Source organism: Candidatus Liberibacter africanus PTSAPSY, from assembly GCF_001021085.1.
Classification (GTDB): Bacteria; Pseudomonadota; Alphaproteobacteria; order Rhizobiales; family Rhizobiaceae; genus Liberibacter; species Liberibacter africanus.
On sequence record NZ_CP004021.1, the window covers coordinates 15,756 to 32,152 of the forward strand.

Sequence of the window (16,397 nt, forward strand, 5' to 3'; positions counted from 1 at the left end):
TTTTTATAAAATAAGCATCTTCTCTAATGTCAATGATGGTTTAAGAAATGTTGAATTTATTGTAAGGCACTATTATCTTGTATGATTTTTTGTAATCATTATTGTTTTTAAAGGTTTATTATGGTCTCAATTGATACACATGTTACTAATTCAGAATCTTTCATATCTGGTACGACAGGAACTTGGGAAGTCGTTATAGGAATGGAAGTACATGCTCAATTATCTGTTGTTTCAAAATTATTTTCAGGTGCGTCTGTTGACTTTGGTGCTAATCCTAATACACAAGTAAGTTTTTTTGATGCGGCAATGCCAGGAATGTTGCCAATATTGAACAGTGAGTGTGTTCGACAAGCAGTTATGACGGGTCTTGGATTAAATGCTCATATTAATAAATACTCTGTTTTTGCAAGGAAAAATTATTTCTATCCAGATCTTCCACAAGGATATCAGATTTCACAACATAACGAACCTATTGTGGGAGAAGGTAAAGTCTTTGTATCCATCGGTCCAAATAAATCAGGTCAATTTAAAACAATAGAGGTAGGAATAGAACGTATTCATCTAGAACAAGATGCAGGAAAATCTATTCATGATCAGCATTCATCTGTTTCTCGTATTGATCTTAATCGTTCTGGTATAGCGCTTATGGAAATAGTGACCAAGCCAGACATGCGTTCTTCACTGGAAGCTAAAGCATTTTTGACTAAATTACGCAGTATATTGCGTTATTTAGGAACTTGTAATGGAAATATGGAAGAAGGTTCAATGCGTGCTGATGTCAACGTTTCTGTTTGTCGTCCTGGAGAAGCATGGGGTACGCGTTGTGAAGTTAAAAATGTAAATTCTATTCGTTTTTTAGGTAATGCTATTGAATATGAAGCACGTCGCCAAATCGCCATTCTTGAAGATGGAGGACATATTATACAAGAAACTCGTTTATTTGATCCATCAAAAAACGAAACACGTTCTCTACGCACTAAAGAAGACGCGCATGATTATCGTTATTTTTCTGAACCAGACTTACTTCCCTTAGAAATTGATGAAAGTTTTATACGCGAAATTAAAGAACAACTTCCAGAACTTCCTGATGCCAAGAGAGAACGTTTTATCCAAGAATTTGGTATTTCTTTTTATGATGCTTCTGTCCTAGTTTCTGATAAATCAATCGCAGATTATTTCGAAAAATTAGCAACGAATCGTGATCAAAAAATCTCTGCTAATTGGGTTATTAACGATCTTCTAGGTGCGCTTAATAAATCGGGGAAAAATATAGAAGAGACACCTATCTTACCTGATCAATTAGGAGAATTAATTGACTTGATAATTGATGGAACAATATCAGGAAAAATTGCAAAAGATATTTTTAATATATTATGGGAAAAAGGAGGTAATCCAAAGCAAATCGTGGAAGAGCTTGGATTACGCCAAGTAACTGACCTTTCTGCTATTGAAAAAATTGTTGATGAAGTAATTAATTCTAATCCCGATAATGTTGCACGAATAAAAACAAAACCTAACCTAATTGGATGGTTTGTTGGACAAGTTATGAAAAATACGGGGGGAAAAGCTAACCCTAGTATAGTGCAAAAAATAGTGAAAGAAAAATTAGGGATAAAGGAATAAGTATTATATTTTTACCTATTATTTTTTTAACAATCATTTTTAAATGATTAAGTTTTATTTTCATTCAATCTATCTAGATCACAAGCATACTTTGATGAAAGTTTTAGAATAATCCTAGACAGTGGAACTGTAGTCAGTAACCTAAATATTCAAAAAATTGATATTTAATAACTGTATGGTCATTATTATTTCTATAAAAAATTTTAAATGAATATTTTAGAATAAGAAATTTTCATACGTAAAATAAAAAATGATATCTTCAAAAAAAAATCATAATCAGTCAAGAAAAATTACAGTCATCAAACAAAATCAATAGCTTATACCACCCGAATCTAGTAATTGCTGAAATGGGGAGTCGTTGATTCTACGCAACTATTTTGATACCCACCCTAACCTTCTCACCTATAAACAACAGCATAATCGAATTAATTATAACTATGTTAATTCATCGATTGTGTTTCATAAACAGGGAAAATAAAATTACTAATTAAAAACTACAATTCTACAAAACATATCTATCAACTTAACTGCAGAATAATTTTTTCATTTTTATGTTTAGAAATATATTGACACAATCACAGATATAATTATTGTAATAACCACAAACTTTTTATTCCGTTACTGTATAGGAATTGGGTAATGAAAACATTGAAATATACAACTATTTTTCCTGCCCTATTGATTTCAGGTGGGTTGTCTTCACACGAAAAAGCGGAAGATCCTAATATTAAAATAATCGAAAGATTAAATCAAAGTATTAAGGATGCGGTTAACGGGGTAAATAAAAATATTACTGATTCGCAAGATAACTTAATTATTTCTGTAAATAACATTGATTATTATAATAAGCAATCAACAGAAAGTTAATACATGTATACAGAGATAGGGCTTATTAGCCCTCTTTTTGCTTTAAACTCTATTCTTCTGCACTATTTTATCGGTGTACCAAAAGCCACGGGTACAAGATATTATATCCTGAGTAAATGTAGCTAGAATCATTGAAGGATTCGTGAATAAACCCCTTCTCTCACAAGAGAAATTACTAATAACGGATAAACAATAATCCAAAAAACAGTTGTCAGAGGTCGAACAAGAGCTTTGAAGCTATCAACCCATTGTGTGCCACTTTTGTGTTTATGCTCATGAATCCTAGCTAATATCACTGGTTTATCTTTAATCCTTTCAAGAGCAACCAGGTTCTCGGCATTGATCTTCGCCAATTCAAGCTTCAACCTATCGTGTTCTATTGATTGCTTGTACTTCATATGCTCTACTATCGTTTCAAACACAGACGGAATAAAACGAAGCAAGAACCTAAATACCCCCCCAACAATAAAAGACTGTATCATGTTTGTAACTTGAAAATTATATACAATCGCTGCTAAGTCGCAGCAGTAGCCAATGGCCCCCAATAGTTTTGAAAAACGCACTCACTCCTTTGAGAGTAGTACGTATATTTAAAATCTCTCTAATATCCTATTGTTGTTTGATATATTGTTTTTCAAAATTCTCGAATCGTTTCTCAAAATTCTCGAATCTGGCACAAAGCTCATTAAATTTTTTCCTTGTAAATGCTTTCCTTGTGGTTGCTTTCTATGAGTTGGTTGGTCACTATTTTTTGTCATTTGGACATAACCTCTTGTACATAGTAATGGATTTCACCCATTTTAGAAGTTATTTTATCTGTAACTCTCCACCATGCACTTCTTTCAATCTCGGTTTCAATCTCGGTAGTAGAAGCTGAAGAACAAATCGTAGAAGAAAAACTAAGTAGCAGCAAATGTTGGGTCTTCCCAAGCTAGTATCTCATTTCATGATACAGCGTCTCCAACTGATTTTTCGGCGGAAACCCTAAATTTGCAACAACGAGAATTGGTTCTCGATTTCATAAATAATCTAATTCTATAATCAATATTGGAGTTTTCGTCCACAGTTGGTTGAGTTCTAAAGGATGGAGCTGTTCCGAGTGGAAGTTTTTTCTCAATATTTATAACTTTTGTTTCTAAAATATTGATGTCGGCTTGTAGTTTTGTTGCCACACTACCTAGATCTAATTGGCCCTTGTTGACATCGGAGGAAACCCTATCTATTTTATTTTCGTTCTCTAATGTTTTCAATGCGATAGCAAACGCGTCTTTAGCAAGTTCAATAAAATTTACATTATCAACATTATGATAAATGCGATCGACTACAGAGGTAAGGTTTCTGTATCAGTTTTCTATATCATCAACCCTTTTCAGGATAATGGAATGTCCTTTTAATTCGAGGAGAACTTCTTCCTTTAATTTTTCATTCTCTGATATTGTATCTTTTAACTCTTTGATTTCATCTTTAAGAATGGTTATAAGATTTTCTTGTTCACCTAATTTAGTATCATATACCGAAGTCTTGCTTTGAGTATTGTTTATCTCACCCTTAAGATCTGTAAACCTCTTTTTTGATCGGATCTAGAGTTTTTTCATCGAGTGGCGACACACTGGTTGATGGAGAATAAGTTGGTTTTAACTCTAACTCTTTTAATATATTTTTGTGAGATCGGTAACTTCCTTCTTAATAGAATCTAAAACTTTTTCATCGAAAGGAACGCCAATCGTTAATGGTGTATCTTCTAACTTCTTAACACGACCATATATAGATTCTACCTTGTTTTCGATGGGTTGGAAAAGAGACTTGTCATTTAAAAGGATCTTTTCTGCTTTAAAAGTAATTGATCTATCTTTATTTATAGTTATGCCAGCTGGGTATATCAATCTTTCTGAAGAGTCTTTTTCTGAAGTAAATATTTCTAAATCATCGTCGTATGTGGTGTTTATTACCGCCAAAATCAGTAAAATATAATGATGTGGTGTTACCGTAAGTTGTTAGGTCTCTAAAAGTTTGATTTGCGAAAAGAGGTTTTTCGTTGATAAGAACTTTAGAATCTTTAATATTAATTGAATGGTCTTCTAGAGATATAGAACTAGTATAGATTTTATTCCCCCCAAGGATGTACTCCAACATGTCCTATTATAAAGTTCTTACTTGTATAAAGTTCTTACTTGCAGTTTAGAAAGTTCTTACTTGCAGTAACGTATTACTCCTTCGTGAACCCACTTCATTGCCTTGGCGATCACTTTGGAATTTTAGGCCTCTAAGGACAATTACAGGTTCTTTAACAAGTGAATAATCCTACGTATGATCGGAAGATTCTATGGTGATACGTTTAGTGTATTTATCTTCTAAGAATGGCAAAATATTAAATATATATTAAGGAAAAATGGCATGTTATTTGTAATATATAAAAAAAGTGTAAAATACTATTGTAAAAAGCAATATAATTTTCTATAATTCACCAATTGTGATTTTAAATAGTCGTTTTCAGATTCTGAAAACACATGAATGTTCGTTACTATATCTAGTAAAAACTATTATCTTCACTATAAACTTTAAACTATAGAATAAGATAGAAAGGAGTATGATATGGCTTTCGAAACATGGCTTTCGTTTGTGGTTTTTTGTTTTGTAATCGCCTCTGCCCCCGGGCCGGGTAATATTCTCACCATTAATCACTCATTACAACATGGATGGCGTTCTTCTAAAACTCTAATTTTAGGACAAGAGATAGCGATCTTTATTATAATGTTAGCGGTGACCTTAGGAACAAAATTCTTATCTAGTTTAGATTATACAATGTTAATCATTAAAGTGTTAGGAGTTTGTTGGTTGATCTATTCTGCGTGGGGCGCTTGGTTCTCTCCTTTTAATGATCTTCCTTTAGATCAAATTCCTCCTTTTACTAAATTAGAATCTTTTACTAAAGGTTTTATTACAGATTTTACAAATGGAAAAGCATGGATATTATTGATGGCTATGATTCCTCCATATTTAAATATGGAACATCGTTTGCTTCCACAGTCTCTTATTCTATCGTTCACAGTAGTGGGTGTTGATACTATGGTTCTCGTGACTTACGCTTTTATAAGCGGCCAATTGAGAAAACTATTTTCCACACCTAAATTTGTGAAAATACAAAATCGTGTTTCCGCTGTTGTCTTGCTATTATTAACATTTAAAATAGCTTATTTCTAAGATCAAGAGTAAATCACATATACTAAAAAAATTATGCGATATAAGTAATTATCATCCGATTTTTTCTTATACTCATGAGAATAAGTATTCATAATAATCGGTGTTTTATTACTTTATCGCATATATATATGCTTTAAGTAGCGGAGGTGATATCTAAATATCGAGACAAAAAGTTACAATAGATAATAAGGGCCGACTCCCAAGGGAGCGGCCCAACATTATTATTTCATATTTTTATTAGAATTAGAAAATCTTATTTATTTTCTCGTCAATAAATTTAATAATTACATTTTTCCAATACCACCGTTTTTCTGTGACCATTCCATTGGATTTTCAAGAAAAAATTGTACTTCCTTTAAAACATCTTGATTAAAAATTTTTAATTTTCCAGCGATTTTTAAAACATCATGCCATGTAGAAAGATAATGAAAGTTTATATTATTTTCACGAAATCGTCCAAAAGATTCAGGGAATATATTATAAAAAAACAACCCAATTCCATTGTCAATTATTCCACCCGAATCACGAACAACCTTAATGAAATCAAACATTGAACCACCTAAAGTAACCAAGTCTTCTATAATAAGAACACGAGCTCCTTTAAACATATGCCCTTCTATTTGAGATTTTTGACCATACTTTTTTGCTTTTTTTCTGATATAGATCATTGGTAATTTCAAACGTTCAGCTAAAAATGCCGCGAATGGGATCCCTGCTGTTTCTCCGCCTGCAATAATATCAATAGATTCAATCCCTATATGTCTTAATACAACCTTTTCCGTCAAATCCATAACCATTGAGCGTGCATTTGCAAAAGAAATAAGTTTTCGACAATCAATATATACGGGACTAACAATTCCTGAGGTAAGATGATACGGATTTTGGGGCGAGAAATCAACAGCTTGAATTTCAAAAAGAATTTCAGCCATCAACTCTGCGATTACTTTTTTTTCTGAAAAATTATTAATATTCACTGACTAACAAAATCCTTCCTACTATTTAAAAATACCTATTGTATAATGTCAGACAGATAAGAGATACGTCAACTTATTATAACTTTAAATATTATCATTATGAACTACTTCCCAATATAATGAAAATAGTGGGTTAAAAATCGTAATATATCCCATGGAAGTATTAATTTTTTCATCAAAAAAAATGGGTTTTTCACGTTTTATTAGGGATATTTTCTCTGTATTTAACGGTATGCCATACCATGTTGCACCGTTAATGCTAACAAAACTTTCTAAATTTTCAAGTTTATTTTCTTGTTCAAATACTTGAGCAAGACAATTAAGAGAATTTTTTGCAGTATAAATACCAGCACAGCCATAAGATGATTCTTTAGAAGAATCTAAATGAGGAGCAGAGTCAGTGCCAAGAAAAAATCTAGAATTACCAGAAACGGCAGCCTTACGAAGAGCAAGACGATGTTCCTCTCGTTTTGGGAGTGGAAGGCAGTAATAATGCGGATTAAGACCATTCTGAAACATTGCATTTCTATTAATAATAAGATGATGAACAGTAATAGAAGCAGCTATGTTAGAAGAGTTATTGACATAGTCAATGCCATGTGAAGTTGTTATATGTTCAAAAATAATTTTTAAGTTTGGTAGTTTATTACGCAAAGGTTCTAAAATCTTTTCTATAAAAACTAACTCCCGATCAAAAAAATCAATATCCGGATCCGGCATTTCTCCATGAATGCACAGTGGCATTCCTATTTTTTCCATTCTTTCCAATACAGGAAACACACTCTCAATACTATCTACACCATTGTGAGAATTTGTAGTACTACCAATAAAATATAGTTTTACCGCCTGAACTAATCCAGAGGAAAATCCTTCCTCCACATCATCCGGATCTGTTGTTGCAGTGAGATATATAGTCATCAAGGGAGAAAAATCATATCCTGGAGGAACTGCATCTAAAATCCTCTGACGATAAGCACGTACATCATGGGTTGTCATAATCGGAGGATTAGTATTAGGCATAATAAGAGCTCGTTTAAAATTTCTCACAGTATCCTTGATAACAGTTTTTAATATTTCTCCATCACGTAAATGTAGATGCCAATCATCTGGAATTCGTAAGGAAATTTTTTGCATGTTCTCTCCAAGAGATAATCTGAAACGATACTTTGATAGCATCTAGGGAAATTTTCATAGTAAATATTAAAAAGAAGTCTGTTATCATTCCCGAGTTGTTTAACTATATCATTCCTATTAAAAAAATGAGCAATAATCTATTTGTATATCATTACTTTATCTGAGTTATATTTGGCAATATTATGTAAATACTTCTTCTTTAGCTTCATTATACGTTGATAAGCGCTTTCAATTCTGCTTGCTTCAATCTCACCTGACTTTACATGATTATAAATAATTTCAATTACATTAGCAGGATCTTGCCAAACAGGAACTCGCTAATTACTAAAAATCAACATATCGACCCCCGCATTAATAGGTAACTTTAATGCTTCACTCACTATAATTAGCCGATATAGCTCCCATTTGCATGCAATCAGTGCTAACAACGCCCTGAAAGCCCATCTCATCCCGTAATTTATCTTGTATTATAACCTTAGATAAAGTAGCTGGTTTGCCACTAGGGTCTAAATTACGATTAACAACATGTGCGCTCATAACAATAGGACATGCATTATTATGAGAAATTCCAGATTGATATGGCTTTAATTCCTTTTTATTCCAAGTATCAGTTACATCAACAAAACCTAAATGAGTATCACCTACGGCACTACCATGCCCAGGAAAGTGTTTGTAAGCACAAGCTATTCCATATTTTTTATAAGTGCGAGATAATAATTTAGCATTCTTTTCTACTTCTTCAGGATTGCTTGAAAAACTACGTTCATTTAGTGCAATAAATGTTTTTGGTCCGTATAAAAGATCAACAACTGGCGCAAAGTTCGTATTAATACCCGAGTTTAGCAAAGTTTTAGCCATACTTTCAGCTTGTTGCTTTCTCTGCTTAAGAGGTAATTTCGCAAACTGTTGTGCAGAATATGTTTTAGGGAAACCATAGCGACTACTTAAGCGCTCTACAGAACCACCTTCATAATCAATTGCGACAATTAAAGGAAATGAAGATTCTTTTAAATTCGCTCTATGTTGATCAGCTTCCTTAGCCATATTTTGTAATGCTGTTGTTAATTTATGCAATTGATTAGGATCTTTAATATTTCTTTGGTAAGAGTTCTTTTTAAAATCATGATCAAAGAGAATCACTCCTCCAACCTGCCTATTTTGAATAGCAAGTCCAATTGGGCTATTGGGCTCCAACTCAAAGCCATCAAAACCAACAATCAACATTTGCCCTATTTTTTCTTTCATAGAAATTTCATCAATTGAACTTTCTTGTCTTCTTGATGGCAACCTACAAGAAAAAGATAAAAATACTAGCAATAGAAAAAAAGGCTTGATATCATAAAAGTTAGAAAACGACATTATAAATCTCTCAACGGTTATTTAATGTATCTTACTTTCATGATTATTATCATAAAATAGCACAATGCTGAGTATTTAAGCTAGAACATCGATAAATAGCAAGATAATTTTTTTACACTCAATGAGAGAAAATAAACCATGTTATTTTTATTATAATATTTTTAATTATCCGAATATTTTAATTAACTGACCAATATAGCAGATACCAGACAACTAAAATACCTATAGTAATCCGGCTGGACTCAAGTAATTTTTGATTCTACTCTGTCTGTGTGGAAGATGCGGAATGATTTTTTTAAAAGATAATATGGAAAGTCAACCATCATGACCAAACGTCTTTCATAAAGTATAATTCACCTATAACATAGTCATATAACAAAAGATAAAAATGACGTTTATAATAAACAGTACCCATAACATTATAGACGTATTTGCTTGCAGAGGAAAGTTTAAAACAATCAGCCCACTATTCCTAAAAAACAAGAAACTGCCTAAATTATTCGGAATAAAATATAAACATAGCAAAAATCATAAAATATAAACATAGCAAAAATCCTTTCCCATCAATACGGGAAAGGATTCAAAGCTTAATGTTCATAAATTCCCATAATTAATTCATATTAAAAACGAACAACTACACCTGTTGATACTCCTACGTTTTTCCATGAACTATATTGCAACTGATTATATGGAGATGAGAAACTATATTCAGCACGAACTGAGAACATACTTGCTATTTTCTTTTCAATTCCAACACCTAAAACTGTATCTGATGTAGGACGTGGTATAAAGCCTCGTATATTTTTAACATTTGAAATATCTTTTACACGAAACCCTCCAAATCCATAAACAAGAGTGTTTTGGAAAATAGTAGAATTTGAATTATCAAAAGTAAAACCAGTACGTAATAAGAACGTAGCAGATAAATTATTAAGATCGGTGTCCTTGTTTAAAAAGTTACCTTCCAAATTAGAAGATAAACCATAAACCAAACTTCCATCTTGACCATCATAACCGACAGAAATATTTCTCATAACAAGGTTGCGGAAATTAAAAGAAGCATTGGAATCATTTTTAACAAAATCCGAACCAATATATAATCCCTGAAACCTTGAGAAATTTGAATTAGAGAATTCTGCTCTAGAAGGGCCAGGATAGTAATAATTATCAGCCATTACAGTAGAAGACATAAAACCTAAAAACAATCCACTACATAATAATGTATTAATTGGACTGCTAACAAACTTTTTGCTTACAAAACCCATCATTAATCTCCTTACAAAGTTAATGTTTTACATGTATAATATTGTAGTATCGTATAACAATATATTTAATAAAACAAAAACAAAAATATAAATAAATAAAATACAATTTAAAACAGTAATAAATATAAATATACAAAAATAATTTTTATATATTTGTATAATACAATGTAAATAAAAAGAATAATTATTATTTTATTAATATTACTTCATCTACATGCACCTCTTCATATAATTCGATGAAGAGATGAATGTTATTTCATGCAATCCCAATACATCGAAATATGATTTGGAACGCATTTATAAGCATATCATACTATCTAAAAATAATATACTACTTTTTATTAATTTACTTCATTTTTAAACAACATCGTTAAGCTTATCTTTTATGGCATCATTAGCCATTTTCTCGTCTTCTTTGATAGAAGAAATATTAGGAAGTGATGTTATCTTCGAAAGAATAATATCACTTAGTTTATGATCATCTAATTTAAGTTGATTAACAGCATCAGGATTGGTATTACGCAGGTACTCTTGTGCTAATTTCATTTTTTCAGGAGTAATATCAGAAGATTGAATTTTTGAGATAGCAAAGGTTAAAGCATTACTTGCCGCCTTATGCAAACCATCTCGTAATGCAGATTCTATTTCTAATTGCTTAGCTTCTTCTGTCAATTTTAATACATTTTTTAAGGGTTCTATAATTCCTTTAACAAATATAGGAACAACAAGAGAAATCCCGAATACTACTAAAGGCTGAAATATGTCAATTACATTCATTATATAGTTCATTAAATAACCTTTCCTCTTTGATATTCAATATTGTGCCATTTTAAAATTATTTTATTATGGGACACATCACTCTCGATGAATGAAATATCCCCCGAAAATTCATTTATTTATTTCTTTTTAAATATTAAAGGATGCACTGTAAGAATATTAAAGCAAAAAAATCAATTGTATAAATAAATCGATTTAAATATGAACTGCTCATTACAGTTAACGAAATATTTTTTATAAAAATTAGTAATATAAAGTAGATATACAGTAAAAAATAAGTATTTATATTATTCAAACTATCATAAGTGGAACGACTAATACATCAAATTTCATGGAATTTTTTATAATACATAAGACGCATAGATGCACTTCATGTTTTTTTATCAATAATATTACGTAATTTTATTACTTCTTGTGAAAGTTCTTGTACGGCTTTTGCTAGATAAGGAAGAATAAAAGATGGATTAGGAGTCAAATAATCGCCAATGGTATCAACAAACGATTTATTGACTTCTTGTAGATTATTTGCCGAAAAACCAATCTTATGTCGGACTAAAGGATCCATTCCAATTTCAGGAATATAGTTGAAATCGATAAATTTTAATTTTTCAATGCTTTCTAGCGCAGAAACAGATGATTTTCCATGTATATTTTTTAATCGCTCATCAGATATAAAATAACTACAGCCCACAGGACCACGGTCAGTATCGAAATGAATATATCCTGGACCTCGCTGCATATTAGAAACTTTCGTCTTTTTTATATACATATTTTCTGCGTTATCAGCTGTATGTTGAGCTTGTCTTATTCCTTGCCATACCGTTTTTTGGTACTTATAGCACATGATATCCCCATCATCCATAAATTCGACAATCTTCTGGGAATCTCTATAAAATTTAACACCATTTTTAAAAATAGCTCGATGCAATGCTGAATCATCATTACAAGATAATAATTCTCGCATAAAGGAAGAAAGAAAAGCTGTAGCATATTGATTACTATCAGCAGTATAAACAATATGGCCCGGTGTTTTCGCATGAGCGACTAAATTTTGCAAAGCAAGAGGCGCTAAACGCGATGTCCAAACTTCTCCCATAGAGCTTGAATCAACCTGTAATGTGAATTGCCTTCCATTCCATCCCAAATATATTTTATTATTTAGTTGCTCTTTTCCTCCCCTTGTTGTACAGGGAGAAAAGGCAATATAGTTTCATTGATTTTACCTTTAGTAAGATTTCTAGCATCGTCTGTGCCTAAATTAACACGCGCTTGAATGGCATTAGTTGCAGCCGTTCCTCCTGCACAAATAGGACGAGGACAGTTATTATCCAATGCTAGATCTTCTAATAAATTATTATAAGCACTGCTACTAATATTACTATTGGGATAAGCCTTGGATCCAGATGGAATAGTATATACTTCTCTAATACGAGGCATGAAATTTCCTTTAAAAATAAAATAAAATATTTCTCAATAAAAATTACAAAATATTTGAATAGCTAGCACCACATAACAAAAACCGAATGTGGTTAGTTGCTTTATCTCATAATGCCATTCACTTTGATCATGCAGATCTTTTTTTGTTTTTTCTCCGTATTTGAGCAATATTAAAGAGCCGACCATAATCAACAGATTGTATCCCTTGATGATTTTCAATAACGGAATATGGGCGAATTTTATTGATTTCTTGTGCCATCACACCAATTCTTTGGATATTTGCCGGATCTGATACATATCGATATTGATATAGATTTGCCACGGGCTTGATATCGCGTTTCATTCGACGATCAGAAATAAGAGGCGCTAATTGATTGCCCATATTGAGTATATCATAGAACTCTTTTTTCTGTTCCTTCCATTCTGCTAATTTATTACGATATGAATCTTGAGCTATTCCTGCATAATCAATGGGAACTATAGGTGTAGGATTTTTAAAAGGAATAGAAATTTTAGGTGAAGTAATACCTTGCATAAGAGATAGAATTTCATGAAATGCTTGCTGTCTTTGAGCTATTTTTTGCTGTGCTCTTTGTGCTTGCGCAAGATTATGAAAATAAGCGCGTCTAGCTTGCATATTATCTACACGCTCTTGTTCCTCAGAAGTTTTTAAAATTGTGGATAGACGTGCATCATTGAGCTTTCTATTTGTTTCATCTATTGCCCTATTCCAAGAAACAGATCCTGGCATAACCCCCTGATTATATAGTTTTGTTTCCAAGTCTTCGCGATCTTTTTGCAATAACGGCTGTAATCGATCTAACAAGGCCTTTTCATATTGCTGATTTTCAACTGTAGGATAATCATAGAGAATTTTTTTCTCTTCATCGGAAGAAATAGTTTCTCGTTCTGGTAAATTATTGTCCTGAGTATGAGGAATAGCAGAAAATTGTGTGGTATTAGTGTTGATGTTGTCAGGAAGAATATCTGTTATCCGCCGCGTCAAGAGATCTGACAACAAAAGATTATTCATGTTTTTTCGATTATAAATCTCTTGTTGTTGAGGATGCAATGAATAACTCTGAACGTAATGTGGAATAGATACTTCACGACCGATTAAAGGATCAACCACCTTGTCTACACCATCTTGTTTATACCGCAAGATACCATCTGGTGTAATCTGATCCATGTTTTCTCTACTTGAATTAATCAGAGAATTAACAATATTTTCCGATGATTGCACAGAATAAATATCTTTAGGATCAGGAGCTGCAGGTGCGGATTGTTTACCCATATAAAACCTCATAATTGTAAATAGCACAAACCAACAAACATTTTATCACTTGAGATATGATGCTTGAATCATTGAAGGAGATTGTATTTTTATTATTATTGTAGGAAGGAAAAAAATATCGGCGGTAAAAAACATCAAACCGCAATCAAAATTAATTAATTAATTAAGAACAAGAAATATATTTTTTGATATTCAAAAACAAAAACTACGATGACTTATCAACCAAAGTCTTTTTATTAATTTTATTGTTCATCCAATCTTCATACGTAATCACATAGATATTTTCTGCTTCATACCTACCTCGCAAACGTGGGATACGATAGCGAACCCCTCCTAAAGAAGTAAGCATACGGTGTTGAGGATAATCATCATCAGGAATACGATGGATAACTGCTTGACAACACAATTGATCCCAAGGATAACTGTAGATCTTCTGTAATAATTCTCGACTAAGCCATGATTTACTTACAGATGCGCCTGATAATTCTATTACACGAGATGTGGGACAATAATTGTGGTATATAACACCCGCTATGAGTGTCGCTTTTTTCAAGACTCCCATAGAAACAAATCGGTCCCAACCATTAAAACAATTATGGATACGCTTTGCAACAAAATCTGCGATTAACTTATTAATTTCTGGCTTATTATGCCCACCCCAAATAATTGTCATTTTGTTATATATCCTTATTCAACTAAAAGTTTTGCGTTATTAATTTGAATATCATTTATAAATTTTCCAGAAGAAATCATAACACAACCGACTGCTAGAAAATTTCCATAAGCCACGACATTTTGACAAAAATTAAATAGTTGCTTTTTTTTTATCGATACGTTATCTGTCCATTTTACCTCATCCCATAAAGAATTATCCCATATGCCATTACTCATAGAACCATTATTAAAAGTTTCTTTTGAGAAATTCGGATAACTATAATCATAATCAGCACGAGAAAATAATTTAAGATGAGGACGTTGATAGGCACGAAGAGAGATATGCGCAACACAAGCTTTTTTTTTAAATCCCAGACGAGGATCAACTTCATGAAAAGACGAAAGATACACAGCAGTAAAAGGCTGATTATTATCTGAACCTGAAATATCCCCTTGCCAAAAATTTCCTTCATAATCACCAAAAAAGAGATTTTCATTCGAAACAACATATGATTGAGCAAACCAATTATAGAAACTAGCCCAGAGATTATTGTGCTCTACATTCATAACGAATGTTTTGTCGGATAAAAGAGAGTTTTGGGGGAAACTAATCAATAACATATTGCGTTTTTCCCATAAGGTCATCGACCATCCTGTTGGAGCCACCATCACTGCTTGTTCCCATTCTTCTTGTATAGGCCAAGACAAAGGTAAATTATTTTTATCTTCTTGTAAGAAGATATTTTTCATCGAAATCAAACCATTTTTTGTTGCAATCAATACATCGTTTTTAACAAAGACGATGGCCTTTTTCCCCAATGGACGCCCAATATGATAAATTGCTTTAAGAAAAAAAGAAGACTCTACATCAGGATCATCCCCCCCATAAACAGCGACTTCCCCAAGATTAGATAAGAAAACGCATAGTGTAGATAAACCATCACTACTTTCATTTGAGAAGGAAAATCCCGCAAGCAACGCTCCCCCTGCTTGCATTATTCCTCCTAAAGGAAATACTTTAGCAACGCCACCCAAAGATTTAGCCGGTAGATACCATGCATCCATACTGTCTGAAGCGATATACCATTGACGATTTTTGAAAAAGCCATCCATATGAAAAATATGTGAGATTATTTTCGTTGTATCCATTGCATATTATTTTAGGATGATCCGACATCCATTCATTTCCATCATAAACTTGGCGTTCATCTTGACCATTCAATGCAATCAAAAAAGTTTTATCTGGAGTTGTATACTGAAACGTCATCCATTCACCAGATTTCATGTTCGAGACACATACAGTTTCTGAATGCATGAGAGAAGAATTTGTCACATCATATATTTCTCTGTGATTGGCTAGAAATACTCTTTGTTGCGTGCTACTTTTATATGAAAAAGCAGAAGTAATACCACTATTGTAACTCAGTTTACATATTTTTCTACATCCTCCACGTATAATTGGACCTTTTGTAGCAGGCCAAAAATTACGCAAAATACCAAATACATTGTCTTGTAATTGTTGTTTTTCAATGAGAAAGTATAAAAACTTTTCATTTCCCGAAGAAAAATTCTCTATCGCAATATTATTACTTGAATCAGAGTATTGATTTTCAAGGGAACAAGACATTCTATCCTCCGAGGATTTTTTCCATAGCAAGAGCGGAATCAAATTCTCGCAAATAATCAGCAAAACTTAATCCTTGTACACGACGCCAACGCCAAACAACGTCAAATTATAAATCCGAAGAAAAATTCTCTATCGTAATATTATTACTTGAATCAGAGTATTGATTTTCAAGGGAATAAGACATT

17 protein-coding genes and 1 pseudogene are annotated in these 16,397 nt (G+C 32.2%); 3 read left to right on the top strand and 15 right to left on the bottom strand.

The genetic code is table 11. The annotated features are described in order from the left end of the window. Positions 1-120: 120 nt before the first annotated feature. On the top strand, positions 121-1,623 hold the full coding sequence (gene gatB / locus G293_RS00085; protein WP_047263785.1) for an Asp-tRNA(Asn)/Glu-tRNA(Gln) amidotransferase subunit GatB: 1,503 nt from the start codon (positions 121-123) through the stop codon (positions 1,621-1,623). 639 nt (positions 1,624-2,262) lie between these two features. Beyond that, on the top strand, positions 2,263-2,490 hold the full coding sequence (locus tag G293_RS00090; RefSeq protein WP_047263786.1) for a hypothetical protein: 228 nt from the start codon (positions 2,263-2,265) through the stop codon (positions 2,488-2,490). A 42-nt stretch (positions 2,491-2,532) separates the two neighbouring features. Here the strand turns inward: G293_RS00090 and G293_RS00095 are convergent. The 4 genes and pseudogenes from G293_RS00095 to G293_RS00105 form a co-directional block, all read right to left on the bottom strand. Continuing rightward, positions 2,533-2,972: pseudogene (locus tag G293_RS00095) on the bottom strand (hypothetical protein). 272 nt (positions 2,973-3,244) lie between these two features. Beyond that, positions 3,245-3,403: a hypothetical protein gene (locus G293_RS05705; protein WP_158402205.1), complete on the bottom strand. Its 159-nt coding sequence runs from the start codon at positions 3,401-3,403 to the stop codon at positions 3,245-3,247. 31 nt (positions 3,404-3,434) lie between these two features. Beyond that, positions 3,435-3,740: a hypothetical protein gene (locus tag G293_RS00100; RefSeq protein ID WP_047263787.1), complete on the bottom strand. Its 306-nt coding sequence runs from the start codon at positions 3,738-3,740 to the stop codon at positions 3,435-3,437. A 399-nt stretch (positions 3,741-4,139) separates the two neighbouring features. Then, complete coding sequence (locus tag G293_RS00105) at positions 4,140-4,445, bottom strand: hypothetical protein (RefSeq protein WP_047263788.1); 306 nt, start codon at positions 4,443-4,445, stop codon at positions 4,140-4,142. A gap of 637 nt (positions 4,446-5,082) precedes the next feature. Between G293_RS00105 and G293_RS00110 the strand changes: the two genes are divergently transcribed. Beyond that, entirely contained in the window at positions 5,083-5,691 is a 609-nt protein-coding gene (locus G293_RS00110; RefSeq protein ID WP_047263789.1) for a LysE family translocator, read from the top strand. 284 nt (positions 5,692-5,975) lie between these two features. Here the strand turns inward: G293_RS00110 and G293_RS00115 are convergent, their stop codons facing one another. From G293_RS00115 to G293_RS05840, 11 genes are all read right to left on the bottom strand, one after another. Further along, positions 5,976-6,665, bottom strand: a complete 690-nt coding sequence (locus G293_RS00115) for an orotate phosphoribosyltransferase (RefSeq protein ID WP_047263790.1) — start codon at positions 6,663-6,665, stop codon at positions 5,976-5,978. Between the two features lie 84 nt (positions 6,666-6,749). Next, positions 6,750-7,799 carry a dihydroorotase gene (gene pyrC, locus G293_RS00120; protein WP_047263791.1) on the bottom strand — a complete coding sequence of 350 codons (1,050 nt, stop codon included), beginning with the start codon at positions 7,797-7,799 and terminating at the stop codon, positions 6,750-6,752. 372 nt (positions 7,800-8,171) lie between these two features. Then, positions 8,172-9,158, bottom strand: a complete 987-nt coding sequence (locus G293_RS00125) for a glycoside hydrolase family 3 N-terminal domain-containing protein (protein ID WP_052774991.1) — start codon at positions 9,156-9,158, stop codon at positions 8,172-8,174. A 620-nt stretch (positions 9,159-9,778) separates the two neighbouring features. Further along, positions 9,779-10,426 carry a CLIBASIA_05150 family virulence factor gene (locus tag G293_RS00130; RefSeq protein WP_047263792.1) on the bottom strand — a complete coding sequence of 216 codons (648 nt, stop codon included), beginning with the start codon at positions 10,424-10,426 and terminating at the stop codon, positions 9,779-9,781. Positions 10,427-10,780: 354 nt separating this feature from the next. After that, positions 10,781-11,212 (bottom strand): hypothetical protein, encoded by a 432-nt coding sequence (locus G293_RS00135; RefSeq protein WP_244464395.1) that lies wholly within the window; start codon positions 11,210-11,212, stop codon positions 10,781-10,783. 358 nt (positions 11,213-11,570) lie between these two features. Then, positions 11,571-12,296 (bottom strand): tail fiber domain-containing protein, encoded by a 726-nt coding sequence (locus G293_RS05830; protein WP_244464396.1) that lies wholly within the window; start codon positions 12,294-12,296, stop codon positions 11,571-11,573. A gap of 62 nt (positions 12,297-12,358) precedes the next feature. After that, the gene (locus tag G293_RS05835) at positions 12,359-12,637 is read right to left on the bottom strand and encodes a hypothetical protein (protein ID WP_244464397.1); all 279 of its coding nucleotides are present in this window, start codon (positions 12,635-12,637) and stop codon (positions 12,359-12,361) included. Positions 12,638-12,764: 127 nt separating this feature from the next. Continuing rightward, positions 12,765-13,931 (bottom strand): tail fiber domain-containing protein, encoded by a 1,167-nt coding sequence (locus tag G293_RS00145; protein ID WP_047263793.1) that lies wholly within the window; start codon positions 13,929-13,931, stop codon positions 12,765-12,767. Between the two features lie 205 nt (positions 13,932-14,136). Then, positions 14,137-14,604, bottom strand: coding sequence for a hypothetical protein (locus G293_RS00150; RefSeq protein ID WP_200897311.1), 468 nt, complete (start codon positions 14,602-14,604; stop codon positions 14,137-14,139). 14 nt (positions 14,605-14,618) lie between these two features. Continuing rightward, positions 14,619-15,698, bottom strand: a complete 1,080-nt coding sequence (locus tag G293_RS05605; RefSeq protein WP_158402207.1) for a hypothetical protein — start codon at positions 15,696-15,698, stop codon at positions 14,619-14,621. Next, on the bottom strand, positions 15,625-16,275 hold the full coding sequence (locus G293_RS05840) for a hypothetical protein (protein ID WP_244464398.1): 651 nt from the start codon (positions 16,273-16,275) through the stop codon (positions 15,625-15,627). The genes G293_RS05605 and G293_RS05840 overlap by 74 nt, the downstream gene beginning before the upstream one ends. Between the last annotated feature and the right edge of the window lie 122 nt (positions 16,276-16,397).

Excerpts from the sequence above, each read along its gene's own strand:
- G293_RS00125 (WP_052774991.1), bottom strand. The coding sequence starts at position 9,158 with ATGTCGTTTTCTAACTTTTATGATATCAAGCCTTTTTTTCTATTGCTA.
- G293_RS05835 (WP_244464397.1), bottom strand. The coding sequence starts at position 12,637 with ATGCCTCGTATTAGAGAAGTATATACTATTCCATCTGGATCCAAGGCT.
- G293_RS00145 (WP_047263793.1), bottom strand. The coding sequence starts at position 13,931 with ATGGGTAAACAATCCGCACCTGCAGCTCCTGATCCTAAAGATATTTAT.
- gatB (WP_047263785.1), top strand. The coding sequence starts at position 121 with ATGGTCTCAATTGATACACATGTTACTAATTCAGAATCTTTCATATCT.
- G293_RS05605 (WP_158402207.1), bottom strand. The coding sequence starts at position 15,698 with ATGGATGGCTTTTTCAAAAATCGTCAATGGTATATCGCTTCAGACAGT.
- G293_RS00090 (WP_047263786.1), top strand. The coding sequence starts at position 2,263 with ATGAAAACATTGAAATATACAACTATTTTTCCTGCCCTATTGATTTCA.
- G293_RS00110 (WP_047263789.1), top strand. The coding sequence starts at position 5,083 with ATGGCTTTCGAAACATGGCTTTCGTTTGTGGTTTTTTGTTTTGTAATC.
- G293_RS00150 (WP_200897311.1), bottom strand. The coding sequence starts at position 14,604 with ATGACAATTATTTGGGGTGGGCATAATAAGCCAGAAATTAATAAGTTA.
- G293_RS00135 (WP_244464395.1), bottom strand. The coding sequence starts at position 11,212 with ATGAACTATATAATGAATGTAATTGACATATTTCAGCCTTTAGTAGTA.
- G293_RS00130 (WP_047263792.1), bottom strand. The coding sequence starts at position 10,426 with ATGATGGGTTTTGTAAGCAAAAAGTTTGTTAGCAGTCCAATTAATACA.
- G293_RS05830 (WP_244464396.1), bottom strand. The coding sequence starts at position 12,296 with ATGGGAGAAGTTTGGACATCGCGTTTAGCGCCTCTTGCTTTGCAAAAT.
- pyrC (WP_047263791.1), bottom strand. The coding sequence starts at position 7,799 with ATGCAAAAAATTTCCTTACGAATTCCAGATGATTGGCATCTACATTTA.